The sequence below is a fragment of the Lysinibacillus canaveralius genome (assembly GCF_047301505.1).
In the GTDB taxonomy this organism is placed as follows: domain Bacteria; phylum Bacillota; class Bacilli; order Bacillales_A; family Planococcaceae; genus Lysinibacillus_B.
Genome location: NZ_CP154840.1, coordinates 1,537,209 through 1,551,536, shown reverse-complemented (window position 1 = coordinate 1,551,536; position 14,328 = coordinate 1,537,209). Strand labels below are relative to the sequence as shown.

Here is a 14,328-nt window from a genome sequence, read left to right as displayed (position 1 = left end):
TGATTTCACTTATCCAGTTTGATTGATCCTGCCTTTTATCAAATGAGGAAGAGTCACTTCCCCCTTGATGTATTCTTTAAAATGAAATACTTGCGGACGAGCATTTCCCCCCACGCCAACCATGATACTTAAATCCTCAGGTGAATAGACTACCGTATGCAGCGTTCCGAAATACTCTTTATAATGCTTAAAAAATAATGGGGAGCTCTCATTATTAAACTGATGATAAGCAGACATAGGTGATAGATTTTCATTTAAAAGGGCTTGAATATAATTCTTTCGTTTTACCGATCCCTGTATGTCTTTTCGATTATTCAGCTTTAATACTTCTGATTCAAAATGATTTGTACATATTAAAGGATTTGTGAAATTGATAATTTGCTGTGGTGGAGATGCTTCTACGATTATATTTTTCCCGCTCTGGTCTGTCATTGAATAATTATAGCAATAGCCGTGTGGAATATTGCTAATGAGGGTAATCGCTTCTTCAATATTTGCACACTGTTCAAGCAGCATCCTAACAATTGTCGTAGCAATAAACCCTTCTTCCCTACGCTCGTTATTAACAAAATGCAGCCCCACCACGAGTCCTTTTTCATTCATCCCATCAAGCCGTCCAATTATCTGCTGGCTAAATCCTACCGCAGCATAACCATTTTGTGGCTTTGTAAATACAAGTCTTGCATCGTACATTTCCGGGCTGAAATCATAATTGCGTATATAATAGCCGCCTGTTGCCAATGTAGTACAGCCCATTTGGGGAAAGAGGACATCATATCCGCTAAAAAGCTTTACAGTTGTGTCGAAGTCCAGGCCTAACCCCTTAGACAAACCTTGCAGCTCCTTATATAAATTTGCTGAAACACTTTTTATAATTTCCTTTGCATTTTCAATATTTGCATTTTCAGCCAATTCGTTTAGCTCTTCCATTTGTTCTACGATTGATGATGACTTTAATTCGTTAGCCTGCTCCATGCCAAATTGATAATAGTCCCCTTTCAACTCGACGATTCTCACCATTAAATCTTCCTGTATATCCATACCTTATATCCCCCTTTGTTCTATTTGAGTGACAGGCATCAATAAGTCAATTTCCGTAAAATCATCCCCTCGATACCATTCCAATACGGGACCAGTTGGAATCCATTGGTGTTCGTTGGCATAGTTGATTAATTTCCGATAACCATTTTGTATGTCAGTTATCGGTTCATTGAATGACAGCGCGATACAAATACAGGAAGCCATATGCTCTATAACAGCTGCTTCCACCAATCCGCCCATTTCTACGGTATCCGGAATGCCAAAGCCGAGTTGAGCTTTCACCACTTCTTTTCCAGACATATATTTTAAATAGCAGCTTTTGATTGGTATATTGAATTTCTCTAGTTCTTTTCCCCTTTTCATAAAGTGATCTGTGAACTTCCCTACTTCAGATTCCGCCGGGAACCAAATAATCGTTTCTGGTGCTCTTTCAATGAGATAAATTTGCTGAACCGTGGAATTACTCTCCAGGTAACGCAAGCTAGTGCTCAGGATATCCATCCTTTGTCTGATCTGCTGAATCCAATTGTCCATTATATTTTTTCTTTTGTTTTCATCTCGTTCTTTTAAATAGAGTTGAATGTCTTTAATAGGTACCTCTGCTACCCGCAAACTGGAGATTAATTTAACCGTTTCGATTTGGTCCTCCGAATAAACACGATAACCACTTGCACTTCTATCCGCTGCATGAAGTAAATGTTTCGATTCATAAAACCGTAATGCACTTTTAGAAACTCCGGTTCTATCGGAAAACTCCTGTATTGTCATGAACTTACTCAAATCCATATCCCCCCTACATTCCATGTTACAGCTTAAAGTAACTTGAAGGTCAAGCATAATTCAAAAAATAAACTCTGTTCGTAAAGATGATTGCGAATGGCTAAATAAAAAAGAGACAGCTGTTTGCTGTCTCAGTTATTAAACGTTGCGTAAGTTTAATATGAAAGATTATACCTTCTCGAAAATGTTATCAAAATAATCAACCAGTCAATCATTGTATCTATGATATAAGGACATCAATTTCTCCACTTCATTAGAAAGCATTAAATAATCTCTTGACTATCAATAAATCTATTTCTAAAACCGTAAACAATTAGTTATATCATAAACTTTAGATGGTAATTTAACTGCAAAAGTTGTTGTTACTTATTATTCGCTAAATAATCTAACGTTGCTTGCCCTAACACATTTGCTGCGATAAGCAATGCCCGCTCATCGATATCAAATTTCGGGTGGTGATGCGGGTAGACTTCCTCCCACGCTGGATTTTTTGCTCCTGTAAAGAAGAATGCTCCTGGAATCTCCTGCAAATAGTAAGCAAAATCCTCGCCTCCCATAATCGGTTCAACGGTTTCAACAGCTTCCACATCTGCGACTTTTTCTGCAGACGCCATAATATGCTCTGTTTCCGCAGCATGATTTATAACCGGTGGATAGCCCCGGACAAATTCGTATTCATAGTCTGCCTTCGTTAAATAACACGTTGCCTTTACTAGCTCTTCAATCTCACGTTCTAATAAACCGCGCTCCTCTTCGTGGAAAGTACGTACAGTTCCTTTCATATACACTTGATCCGCAATAACGTTGAAAGGGTTTATTGCTTCTAAATGTCCAATCGAAACGACTGCCGGACGTAATGGATTAATACGGCGTGCAACGAGCTGTTGTAAATTGGTAATAAACTGGGCCGCCAGAACAACCGAATCCTTCGTATCACTTGGATTTGAACCGTGTCCTCCTTTACCTTTAATGGTGATATAAATCCCGTCTGCTGCAGCCATTAATGGACCTTTGGCAGTTTGTACTTTTCCAAGCTCAGTTGGTGCCCATAAATGCGTGCCGAAAATAACATCCACACCTTCCAAGCAGCCATCCTGAATCATCGCGATCGCTCCCCCTGGCGCAATCTCCTCAGCATGCTGATGAATAAATACAATAGTGCCTGCTAATTCATCTTTCATTCGATTGAATGCTTTCGCTAAAACTAATAGTGAGGCTGTGTGTCCGTCATGCCCGCAAGCATGCATTCGCCCCTTCACTTTCGATTGGAAAGGTAGACCCGTTTCTTCTGTAATGCCTAAAGCATCAAAATCTGCACGCAGCGCTACTGTTTTTCCCGGCTTACCACCTACTAGCTTTGCGACAACACCACTACCGCCAACACCTTCACGCACTTCATGACCCAGCTCTCGATGAAATGCCGCAATTGTTTTTGGCGTATTTACTTCCTCAAATGATAACTCAGGATTTTCATGGAAATAACGACGAAGCTGAATCATCTCTTCTTCGTATTCCTTTAATAGATTAGTTAACTGTTCTTGTTGTAAAACTGTCATTTAGTTCACTCCTTATTTTAAGTAAATATAATCTCCAGGTCCAAGCGGTAAACCGAATAAGAACCAGATCGCAAATAATAAAATCCAGCCGATTGCAAAGAATACCGAAAAAGGTAATAAAGCTGAAATCAGTGTTCCTATACCGATATTTTTATCGTAACGTTTTGCAAATGATAGTAATATAGCAAAATACGGCAGCATCGGCGTAATTGGATTTGTAATAGAGTCCCCTACGCGATACGCCATTTGTGTAACCGCGGGAGAATAGCCTAAATATAGGAACATTGGCACGAAAATCGGTGCAAGTAATGCCCATTTTGCGGAAGCACTTGCGATTAATAAGTTAACGAATGCACAAATGAAAACAAATCCTATCATCATCGGCAAGCCGGTAAAGTTTAATGCCTGTAAAAGTTCAGCTCCTTTAATTGCTAAAATCGAACCAATATTACTCCAGTTGAAAAATGCAATCATTTGTGAAGCAGCAAACGCTAATACAATAAACGGTGCCATATCAGCAATGGATTTAAAAATTTTCTCCGCAACTTCTTTATCATTTTTAACTTCCTTCGCCGCAATACCATATGCAAGACCAGGCAAAAGGAAGAAGAATAACATGATCGGCACAATGCCTGACATAAATGGTGAGTTTAAGAAGCCGCCTGTTTCAGGGTCACGTAAAAGACCATTAGACGGTATGACCGTAATTGCGATGAGAATAACATAAATGAGCGTTACGATACCCGCCCACTTTAAACCGCGCTTTTCTAACGCAGTCACAGACTCTAACTTTTCAATTTTCCCTTCAAATTTACCGAAACGCGGCTCAGTAAACTTTTTCGCCACCCATGTACCGATCCCTACCAATAAAAACGTTGAAACGATTAAAAAATAGTAGTTCATTGTCGCACGACCAGTGTACTCAGGGTCTGCAATATGTGCTGCTGACTCTGTAATTCCCAGTAATAATACATCTAGTGAGCTAATTAATACATTCGCGCTGAAACCTCCAGCTACCGCCGCATATGTAATAATTAAACCAGCCAATGGATTTCGGCCAATACTCATAAAAATCATCGCTGCAATGGGTGGTAATATGATAAATGCTGCATCAGCCGCTAAGTTACCGACTAAGCCTGTGAAAATAATAAATGGCACGATTAGTTTTGAAGGAGCCGACATCACAAGCTTTTTCATCACAGCCGAGATAAGTCCTGTCTGCTCTGCTAAACCAATACCAATCATTGTCACAATTACTAACCCTAACGGAGCGAAGCCTGTAAACGTTGAAACCATCTGTGTTAGGATTAATATCAGTCCCTCTTGGCTTAGCAGATTTTTCACTTGGATCACATCATCTGTACCGGGCTGCACGGCCGAAACACCTAACATCGATAATATCCATGATAAAAGGAGTACTACACCTGCAAGTATGATAAATAGTGTTATAGGGTCTGGCAGCTTATTACCTGCACGCTCAATCCCGTCTAACATTTTATCAATCCAAGATTTCTTTCTCATTGTTTCAGAATGCCTTTGCATAAATCTCATCTCCTTTTATACTTTAGTAGAGTGATATTTTAAAATTTACTGCTATCATTTTAAGACATAAAAAATGCATGTCCTTTATACAACGAAACCATAGTTTCTGATTATTTGCAATATTTATTTAATATTTAAGGAGATAGATATATGTATACAGTTAATGTTTTCACTGCTGAACTTTCCCTTCCGTGGGTACAACGGCTTGAAGAAATGAAGCCTTCTTTGTGCGAATTTCACTATTATGCTTATACAGATTTTGAGGAGTTATATATGCTTTTAGAGGAGCATTTAACTGCAGGAGACGGAGCACTTTTCAGCGGACAAATTCCCTATTTTTTTGCTCAAACACATTTTCAAAAAACAGCTATGCCAATGCTTTATTTCGATATTTCAGAACGTGATTTTTACCGTGCCTTAACCGAGTTGTTTTATGAGAAGAAAATTGCGATGAATCGTATCGCCATTGACTTCTGCTATGAAGAAAATGGCTATCTTGGCATTCATGAATGGTCGATAGGAAAAAAGCCTTACCTTTTTAGTCAAACAATGAACGAGTTTGCAAGTGTCGATATTATCGATAAAGCAGCTGATTGGCATATCCAATTACATAATGAAAATAAGGTAGATTTGAGCTTTACACGCATTGCTGAAATGCGCGATCGATTGGCCAGGTACAATATACCATTTATCGCGCTGTATCCATCACTTTATGCAATGCAATTAACGCTGGATAATCTAGTGAATCAGCTACAGCTTAAACAAAACAAAGTTGTTGTTGTGCACATTTTAATTCCTATAGACAAAGCCAATATCGATGAATTAGAGTATCGGCAGATCGCCTTATATAAAGCAATTCTAGATTTCAAACAGCTGCATCCTAACTCTTTTATCGTACATCGCGAAGCTTCTTCTATTGCAGTGATCACGACGTATAAATATTTTTTGACTACAACAAATAATTGTACACGTTGCCATTTAGTTGATTTTTTAGATGATAAGCTATCGTTTCCTGTCAAAATAGGATGGGGAGTCGGCAACTCTCTATTCGAGAGTCAGGCGTTTGCTAAAAAGGCCGCCACTCTCTGCTCTTCAAAGGAAACACAAGGTTATATTATTGAAAATGGACGAGAAATAGGTCCTTTGTTATACGGAACTTTGTTACAATTCGATAATGAAAAGCAGCAATATTTAAAAAATTTAAGCGCCGCATATGATATCCCTTTATTGCAGCTGCAAAAAATCGAAGCCATGCTGGAGAAACTCACGACTCCTATCGTCAGCGGAGAACTGCTAAGTACACATTTAGGGATTACTGTACGATCTGCCAATCGAATCTTAAAGCATCTTCACGAAAAAAATTTAGCCGATGAATTACCAAGCACCTCTTCCACCAATCGCGGACGTCCGAAAAAATATTATCAAATTAAATTATATTAGTAAGAGGCAGTCTGGAAACTTGCTTTCCAGACTGCCCCTTAGAAATTTGAAAATACTCGACAGAAACTTTATTGCTCACAATCAAAGAGAAGTTATCATTTAAACCACCCTCAACGTAATAAGCTTACTCTAGCTCGCTTTCATGTGTGAAACAAAAAGAACACCTATGGATGTTATTTGATTCTGCCACGCCGCATCGATATCGGAAGCACGTTTTCCAGCAAGGTATCCTACTTCAATTTTCTTTCAAACCATTCATAGAACCAAAAAAGCTTTGCCAATTGTAAAACTCCCGACGAATGACTTTCTTCTCCTTATAGATTTTGCATTCAAATTATATACTTACTTCGAAACTTTACCATTTGGCCGCTTACATAAAATTTCTCCATGCAATTCTTACGGTTTGACTTGAATTGCAGCTCCTGGAAAATAGTCTATGCAATCGTCTGAGTGAAATTTTTGGCTATGTTTATCAACACAAATTGGTTGAAGCCATGGATGACTGAAATCTAAATCAGATGAATGATTTTTTGATCATTCATTTGATGATCTTCTTTTATAATCTATTACTTCCCCTTAACTATATAGTAAAAAAATTACTGAATTGGTTGCATCTCTAAAATCGAGGTTCCAGCAACTGAAATAGCCACCGCTGCCGCAAGGATCTTCCTTTGAATACCGGATAAAAAAGGACGGTGATGCTCCCGACCAAGTAAAGGATCACCATGCCACTATCAGGTTGCTGGTAAACAAATATGGAGGGGATGAGTGTAACCAGCATGACTTTGCAAATTAACAGGATACCCGTCCCACTTGTCCTCTCTTGAATATGTAGGTTATGCAGGTGGGCAATACTGCTTACCACTAGCAGTAAAGCGATTTCAAAAAATTCGGAAGGCTGTATCGAACCTACCAGGGGTAGTGGATACCACCTTTGATGCCCCTAATATGGATGGTGCAATCTCTTGGGGCATCAAAGGAAGAAGAACAATAGCCGTTAACCCCATAAAATGGTCATGCACTCCGTTCAAGCTGTTCGGGATTGAGATAAGCAACCGCAATCAACAGACCAAAACCGATTAGGTAGCTACCTCCCTGCTGGAGGGCAAAATTTTGTTCTCCGTAGTGGCCTGTTCCCTGGCTGCTGTAGATAAAAAGAATACTTAGGATACTGAAAACGCCTATGATGAACAGGACAGATTTATCCAACTTTTTCAAATAAGTATTCTCCATGATAAATTACTCCTGTTTCCCCTCTTTTTTTCCTAATCTTCTCACTCGTTGGGAGTGGCTTCTCCGGTCTCCTGTAGGGATGGATTATCTGCTAAAAATTCTTCGATTGCCTGTTTATTCTCCTCAAAATCAATAGTAAGAGCTAGGCCCACACCTTCATACCACTCGTCAGTATAGGAGCCCTCAACTGGAATAGTCAAACTCTCTACTGTCTGAGGGCGTTGAAAAGCAATACTCTTAACTATATCAAGTAAGTCTCCTCCATCAAGGTTCGTTTGGACATAAGGCTTCACTACCCCAATCATTTTCGGAAGCTTCACAACACTGCTCGCGCTTAGAAGCTCGTCCCTCATAGCGTTGATGACTTGCTGCTGGCGTCTGACGCGGCCAAAATCAGCTTCGGCATCCTTGCGGAAACGGGCATATCCCAATAATTCCTTCCCATTTAGTTTTTGAAGCCCTGGCTCAAGGGAAACGCCAATGTTTGCTGACATTTCCTTCTCAACGTCAATCTCTATGCCATCAGGGGCAAGGACATCGACCATTTTTTCAAACCCAGCAAAATCAATTAGGGCGTAATACTCTATGTCCAGGTCAAAATCCATTTTTAACGTTTCCCTCAACAGTTCCGGTCCGCCAAGAAAGAAGGCTGTATTCATTTTATAATTTTTATATCCAGGTATCTCAGTGTAAATATCCCGCATAATAGAAATAACCTTTGCCGTTCCATCTTTTGGGTTATATTGTGCGACCATGATGGAATCAGTGCGTGACCTTTCTTCGTCAGGCCGTGCATCAACCCCTAACAGCAGAACATTAATCTTATCGAGATTCTTCACCCCGTTGAAATCATACTCCTGTCGACCACCTTCAACTTCTTCTGCCATGCTCACGCCAGATTGAAACTGGTAGACAAAATAACCGGCAGCTACTGCAATTCCTACCATAAAGATAAAGGCTATTTGAAAAAAACTTTTTTTTTTCCGTTTTGTACGTTTTTGTCTCTTTTGTGTGTTCATTTTTTATTCAATCCTCTTATTGATAATTTTTTAGCTGCAACGTATTCATCACCCAGTGAATAACAACAGCATCATCTAAGTACCCTACTGGAAATAGATAGTCCGGGAGACAGTCTACAGCTGAAATGAAATACAGGAGTGCTCCCCCAATCATTGCCAGTTCCATTTTAGTCCCTTTTTTCCATATAAATCGCTCATACATATCCTTTAAATTATGAATGAAGGGGCCAATACTCCCAACCTTTTCTATCTTCTCATCAAACTGAATATGAACGGCCTCAGCCCCCTCTTTTGTCAACGAGAGATTTTGATACCTTTCTAACTCTTGGTTCAAATCTTCAAGACAAAACTCTCTATCTACTAAGTTAGAGGATTTCAGGATCGATTGAATTTGGGCAACCGAATCATTCAGGTCTGAGTGTTTCTGGACAACTGGATAACCTGCTGCCTCATATAATGCAGAAAGGGGAACGTTAAGTTTTTCTGCAAACCGCTGCAGGTGTTCAGGGGTTGCTTTTCGTTTTCCATTGATGATCTTCGAAATGATTGCCAGATCAATACCTGTCAGCTGACTCAATTTCCTCATCGATAATGACTGTTTTTGAAGTAACTCCCTCAATATCGGGCCTATTTCCTTGCTTTTCTCTAGCATATTGTCTATCCTTTCTACTTTTTCTGTTACCCCAATATACAAGTAGTGTTGACAAATTGTCAACACTACTTGTATATTACTAGGGAATATAGATAACAACTAAGTTTAAGGATTCCATGCAGTACAAATATATTCTCTGAAACAAGTCTATTGTCATTAGAGCTATTAATAAATTAAATTACTCCTAAATAATAATCTTCACAGGTGACGCTGAAATGATGAACTGGGGAATACAAAAAACGGCAATGCTACTGCCGTTTTAGAAGGTGAGTAATTTAAACAGTTAATCAATGTAATTACTTCAAAAATATAACGCCGCATCGTTTGTGATACGGTTCACCGTAAACAATACAGTTGTTATTTTTAGTATAATAAATGTAATCCTCACCATCTAAAATGACAGATAAGTATTTCATTCATTCTTCAACCAATGCTTCGATCAGGTAAGACACAAGTCTCCTCCTTATTACTCTTTACCGGCCTTCAACTTTCGGAAATAGAAATTGAATAGTAAATTCCTTCTCGTATTCAGATTCAACTTCAATTTCAATCTGCAATTCATCGCATAATTTCTTTACAAGATACAGCCCTATCCCGGTAGACTGTTTTCTGCTTGGATGATCTCCTGTAAATCCTTTATCAAAAATAAACGGAAGATCAGAATGAAGAACTCCGATTCCATTATCGGTTATCCGTAAAAAATTTCGATTCTTCATGCTATCAAAACCCGTTTTTAGCCAGATAAAACTATCCCTTTTTTCGTCGGCGTATTTAACTGCATTGACAAGTATTTGCGTGAGAATAAACTGGAGCGCCTTTTCATCCGACACGACCGGCACATCTTTCAGCTGGGGTATGACTTTCACTTCTTTTTCATCCAGTAATGACTGAAGCTCCAGCAGTACATCCTCACAGCAAAGGTTGAGCGAGACTCTCTCCAGTTTATAGTCAACATGAGCAGCCTGCAGTCTTGCATAAAATAGTATCCGTTCGACATGATCATTGACCGTAATCCTTGCATGCTCAAGTCGTTGATATACCAACTCCGACATTTCTTCTTTCCGGTTTTGCAAAACAAAGTTGACTAAAGAAATAGGTGTCTTGATCTCATGAACCCAGCTTTCGATAAATTCTTCATAATCGAGCGACTGTAATTTCACCTCGTCCAGCTGGTCATGGAGCGTGCGTAGTTTACTGGCCAAAGCATTGACCTCTTCTTTATGTATTTCACCAATGGATTGTATCAACGCCTCTTCGTGCTCCGGTGAAGGCTCTCTTAAGAATTTATAAAATACTTTGTCTTGCTTCGCCTTTCCTTTCCAGACAAATAACATGCCTGCCGCAATACTTGCAATTGAAAAAACAATCATGGTGCCTACTAAAAGCCAAAATGTTTCGGGATATGCTGCCCACGCCAGAAAAATAAAAAAAGCATTATTGATACAGAGTAGTATTATCCAAATCCTTGACTGCTTTAAGATCGTCAGCCAATCTTTTATCTTCACTGGGAGTCACCACCCACTAATTGATAGCCGACTCCTCTGACTGTTTTGATTCGATTTGACAGACCAACTTCACCAAGCGTTTTACGTAGTCTCGTCATATTTACTTGTAATATATTTTCATCGACATAGTCGCTGCTTCCCCATAACTGGTTAAACAGCTCTTCCTTACTCACTACTGCAGGTGCACGTGTCACTAAAAGCTTCATAATCATTCCTTCATTTTCCGATAATGAAATGGAGCGGCGGCCAGCATACAGCATATTTGTCCTCTCATCCATCTGAAAATCACCAGCATCTAAAAGAACCTGCATATTTGCATAGAGGTGCTGCAGTTTCTGAATTCTGGCAATGAGCCGTTTCGGATGACATGGCTTCGTTAAATAATCATCCGCACCTAATTCCAATGCATGCAGCTCATCACGAAGCTGATTACGGGAAGTCAGCACTAAAATCGGTCCTATTCCTCTAGCCTTCAATGCGCGGCAGATTTGAAACCCAGATAGGTTTGGTAAATTTAAATCCAGTAGTATTAGCAAGGGCGCGGCAGCCATAATATCTTCCACCGGCGTATCAAAAGAAGAGATACTCTCTACAGAGTATCCCTCCTTCTCTACTATATTTTGCAGCTCTTCACGCAGGAACACGTCGTCCTCCACTATGACGATCTTTGCCATGATTTCACTCCTACTCAATCTCTCTAAGTTTCTTTATTTCTTCATCACTCTTGCGCTGAATCATCCATATATAACAAAGCTCAAACACAATAAGCCAAATAAGAATAATGGCTATTACGATGCTGTTTTCTATACTTAAGGCCATCGATGGGAAGGCAGTCAACAATGACCAAATACCAAAAATACTGCTGACTAACGCTACGGAAATTACTAAGCCAAAGTATAGCCAAATTTGTTTCCTTGCTGATGAACAGAGTGATTCAATACTTGCTCCCAGCATTGCTGCAGTATGATATCTATGTCTCGTGCTTCGCTGCTGCATAAGAAAGTTTATGCCCAGCACCGTATTGGCGATAATCAGAAACATTATGCCTAGATAAAATGTTGTATAGCTTCCTGCCACTGTATAAAACAGCTGCCTTCCTATGCTGGAAAGGTAGCTTTCATAGTCTAAGCCAAATGTATTCATCAGCTGTTCCACTTCATACATCGCCTGCATTAAGCCTTTTTCCTCTACAAATTCATTATTTAACGTCATATTCCATAGCCATGGATCCTGAGAAATTCCAATCGCTTTATCATAAACAGCATCAGGTACAATAAGTGCATACGTTAGCGTAATTGCTCTGTCTGCAACGAAGTTATTTGTATTCAGTGTCGACGTTAATTCATACTGTTTTTCACCTATACGTATCGCTGGATTATTGTGTAATGCCCTCTTTAATATATCATACGAGCTTGAATAATCTTCATCAGAATACATGGCAGCTTCATCATCCCGTAATTTAATAGGGGCTTTGCCGATAGACGTTAGCATTGCATTATAACTGGAAAGTGAAATGAAATACGGCTCATCCTGAAAAGATAAGTTCCTTAATAACTTCTCTTTCTCCTCTGAATCTATTTCTTTAGAGATGGCTTCTTCTAACCCAGACCAGGAAAAAGTATATGCAGCTTCTGACACCTCTGAATCAGCCGGTCTAAAACTGCCTATTTTCATTTCGTAAAAGCTATTTACATATGGCTTTATTTTATCCGAGGTTACTGCAGCAGCAATTTCCTCTTCTACACCTTGAAACGTAAAGTCGACCGTTCTGCTGGATGCAGCATTATTGTTTAATGCAGTCGAAGTTCCAAATGCAAAGCAAACCATCGCCATTAAAATCAACAATGATGATATGGCAAGGGAACTCCATTGATGCAGAACATTTTCTTGAAGCTGTCTAGCCGTGAAAACAAATAAACCGGTTGAAGAACTGCTTTTACGTTTTACTGCTATTCCGATTAAACTGCCCAATCCGCGAAACAGGATGAAAGTGCCGCAGATTCCTATAAGCAGGACTAACGCAAATATTCTATAATCAAGACTGCGCAAATATAATACGGCCATTCCATAGGCAACGCATAAGAAAATGGTTCCAACGAGTAATGCTGCGCCAGTAAAGAGGCTGGCAACACTCCATACAGGTGAAAGCACTCGCTGCGATTTTTCCTTTTGTTCATGCAGCAGATCTGCCGGTTCTTTCCTGCTCATTCTTAAGCTGAGAATGAACACAGCCAATACCTGCACGACGATAAAACCAGCTACTGTTAACCCCAGCCCCGTCCAGGAAATACGAAACTCGTGTCCAATAATCCCCATACCAATAAGCCTTGAAGTTGCCAAGTTAATCAGCTCTGTTAGAAATAACGAAATGGGAACACCCATGCAAAGAGCAACTAGACCATTCCACATTGTCTCCCCCATAACCATAACAAACAGCTTGCCTTGCTTCATTCCCATCATTAAATACATGCCAAATTCATGACTGCGCTGTTGCAGCTGGTATCTATTCGCAAAATACACTAAGAAAAATACGAAGAACAGCGAAACGGCATAAAGTATCGGAATCATTAGCAACAGCCTCTCTACCGCATCACTTTCAACTGTTTTGAGGTAGACGATGACATCTTGTTCACCAAGTGACAGGATGACATAAAACGCTACAATCGAAACGACGAGTGAGGCAAAGTAAACTCCGTTTTCCTTCCGAACTTTACGGCTGTTCCGCTTAATAAAATCAAAGAACATGGCTGCTACCTCCGCCCAGCTGCGCCAAAACGGTCAGGATGCGCTCATAAAAAGCAGCTTGCGTTTCTCCGGGTACTTTCTTTCGAAGCTCATGGAAGATCACACCGTCTTGAATGAATAAAATCCTTGAGCAATAGCTTGCTGCATTGGCATCATGCGTAACCATCAAAATCGTGGAGCCCTCCGCCTGATTGCTAGCGTATAATTTATCCATCAAAACCTTTGCATTTTTCGTATCCAGCGCTCCTGTCGGCTCATCTGCTAATACAATACTTGGATTTGATATCAATGCCCTTGCTGCAGCAACTCTCTGCTTCTGCCCTCCTGACAGCTGAGACGGAAATTTATGTAATACACTCTCAATATCAAATTGTATCGTTAACTTTTGAAGCTGCTCCTCCTGCTCTTTAGGATTCACCCCGTGTATGGACAACGGCAGAATGATATTTTCTCTTGCAGTCAAGTTGTCGATCAATTCAAATTCCTGAAATAAGTATCCGATCTTACTTCCTCTATATTTCGCCAGCTGTGACCCTTTAAATGAGGATATATTCTTACCCTCCAATAAGATTTGGCCAGCTGTCGGCTTCAGCATAGTGGCAATGGTATTAAGCAATGTCGTCTTGCCGGATCCACTGGCACCCATGATTCCAAGAAATTCTCCTGGAAGAACATCGAAAGAAACCCCCTGTAATGCAGGAGTTTCACTTTGCCCCTCCCCAAATGTTTTATGTATGTCCTTAACTTGAAGTAGTTTGTCTGATATATTCATAAAGTTCCTCCCGTAAATTCTTTATAGTAATACCATACAATAA

General features: G+C 39.8%; 13 protein-coding genes. 1 reads left to right on the top strand and 12 read right to left on the bottom strand.

Annotated elements, in window-relative coordinates; all coding sequences use genetic code 11:
* Nucleotides 1-9 precede the first annotated feature (9 nt).
* The 4 genes from AA0Y26_RS07695 to AA0Y26_RS07680 all read right to left on the bottom strand — a co-directional run bounded on the left by AA0Y26_RS07695 (nucleotide 10) and on the right by AA0Y26_RS07680 (nucleotide 4,919).
* Nucleotides 10-1,041 (bottom strand): C45 family autoproteolytic acyltransferase/hydolase, encoded by a 1,032-nt coding sequence (locus AA0Y26_RS07695; RefSeq protein ID WP_413366584.1) that lies wholly within the window; start codon nucleotides 1,039-1,041, stop codon nucleotides 10-12.
* A 3-nt stretch (nucleotides 1,042-1,044) separates the two neighbouring features.
* Nucleotides 1,045-1,821 (bottom strand): MerR family transcriptional regulator, encoded by a 777-nt coding sequence (locus tag AA0Y26_RS07690; RefSeq protein ID WP_413366582.1) that lies wholly within the window; start codon nucleotides 1,819-1,821, stop codon nucleotides 1,045-1,047.
* 362 nt (nucleotides 1,822-2,183) lie between these two features.
* Entirely contained in the window at nucleotides 2,184-3,377 is a 1,194-nt protein-coding gene (locus AA0Y26_RS07685; RefSeq protein ID WP_413366580.1) for a M20 metallopeptidase family protein, read from the bottom strand.
* A 12-nt stretch (nucleotides 3,378-3,389) separates the two neighbouring features.
* Nucleotides 3,390-4,919, bottom strand: coding sequence for an AbgT family transporter (locus tag AA0Y26_RS07680; protein WP_413366578.1), 1,530 nt, complete (start codon nucleotides 4,917-4,919; stop codon nucleotides 3,390-3,392).
* 150 nt (nucleotides 4,920-5,069) lie between these two features.
* Between AA0Y26_RS07680 and AA0Y26_RS07675 the strand changes: the two genes are divergently transcribed.
* Nucleotides 5,070-6,359: a hypothetical protein gene (locus tag AA0Y26_RS07675; protein WP_413366576.1), complete on the top strand. Its 1,290-nt coding sequence runs from the start codon at nucleotides 5,070-5,072 to the stop codon at nucleotides 6,357-6,359.
* Nucleotides 6,360-6,975: 616 nt separating this feature from the next.
* On the opposite strand, the gene AA0Y26_RS07670 is transcribed toward AA0Y26_RS07675, so the two are convergent.
* The 8 genes from AA0Y26_RS07670 to AA0Y26_RS07635 form a co-directional block, all read right to left on the bottom strand.
* Nucleotides 6,976-7,263 (bottom strand): hypothetical protein, encoded by a 288-nt coding sequence (locus AA0Y26_RS07670; RefSeq protein WP_413368111.1) that lies wholly within the window; start codon nucleotides 7,261-7,263, stop codon nucleotides 6,976-6,978.
* A 110-nt stretch (nucleotides 7,264-7,373) separates the two neighbouring features.
* Nucleotides 7,374-7,592: a hypothetical protein gene (locus tag AA0Y26_RS07665; RefSeq protein WP_413366574.1), complete on the bottom strand. Its 219-nt coding sequence runs from the start codon at nucleotides 7,590-7,592 to the stop codon at nucleotides 7,374-7,376.
* Between the two features lie 41 nt (nucleotides 7,593-7,633).
* Nucleotides 7,634-8,539 (bottom strand): LCP family protein, encoded by a 906-nt coding sequence (locus tag AA0Y26_RS07660; RefSeq protein ID WP_413366572.1) that lies wholly within the window; start codon nucleotides 8,537-8,539, stop codon nucleotides 7,634-7,636.
* Nucleotides 8,540-8,627: 88 nt separating this feature from the next.
* Nucleotides 8,628-9,263 (bottom strand): DUF1232 domain-containing protein, encoded by a 636-nt coding sequence (locus AA0Y26_RS07655; RefSeq protein WP_413366570.1) that lies wholly within the window; start codon nucleotides 9,261-9,263, stop codon nucleotides 8,628-8,630.
* A gap of 473 nt (nucleotides 9,264-9,736) precedes the next feature.
* Complete coding sequence (locus AA0Y26_RS07650; protein ID WP_413366568.1) at nucleotides 9,737-10,768, bottom strand: sensor histidine kinase; 1,032 nt, start codon at nucleotides 10,766-10,768, stop codon at nucleotides 9,737-9,739.
* Nucleotides 10,765-11,442, bottom strand: coding sequence for a response regulator transcription factor (locus AA0Y26_RS07645; protein ID WP_413366566.1), 678 nt, complete (start codon nucleotides 11,440-11,442; stop codon nucleotides 10,765-10,767). The genes AA0Y26_RS07650 and AA0Y26_RS07645 overlap by 4 nt, the downstream gene beginning before the upstream one ends.
* Before the next feature lie 10 nt (nucleotides 11,443-11,452).
* The gene (locus AA0Y26_RS07640) at nucleotides 11,453-13,513 is read right to left on the bottom strand and encodes an FtsX-like permease family protein (RefSeq protein ID WP_413366565.1); all 2,061 of its coding nucleotides are present in this window, start codon (nucleotides 13,511-13,513) and stop codon (nucleotides 11,453-11,455) included.
* Nucleotides 13,503-14,285 carry an ABC transporter ATP-binding protein gene (locus tag AA0Y26_RS07635; protein ID WP_413366563.1) on the bottom strand — a complete coding sequence of 261 codons (783 nt, stop codon included), beginning with the start codon at nucleotides 14,283-14,285 and terminating at the stop codon, nucleotides 13,503-13,505. The genes AA0Y26_RS07640 and AA0Y26_RS07635 overlap by 11 nt, the downstream gene beginning before the upstream one ends.
* Between the last annotated feature and the right edge of the window lie 43 nt (nucleotides 14,286-14,328).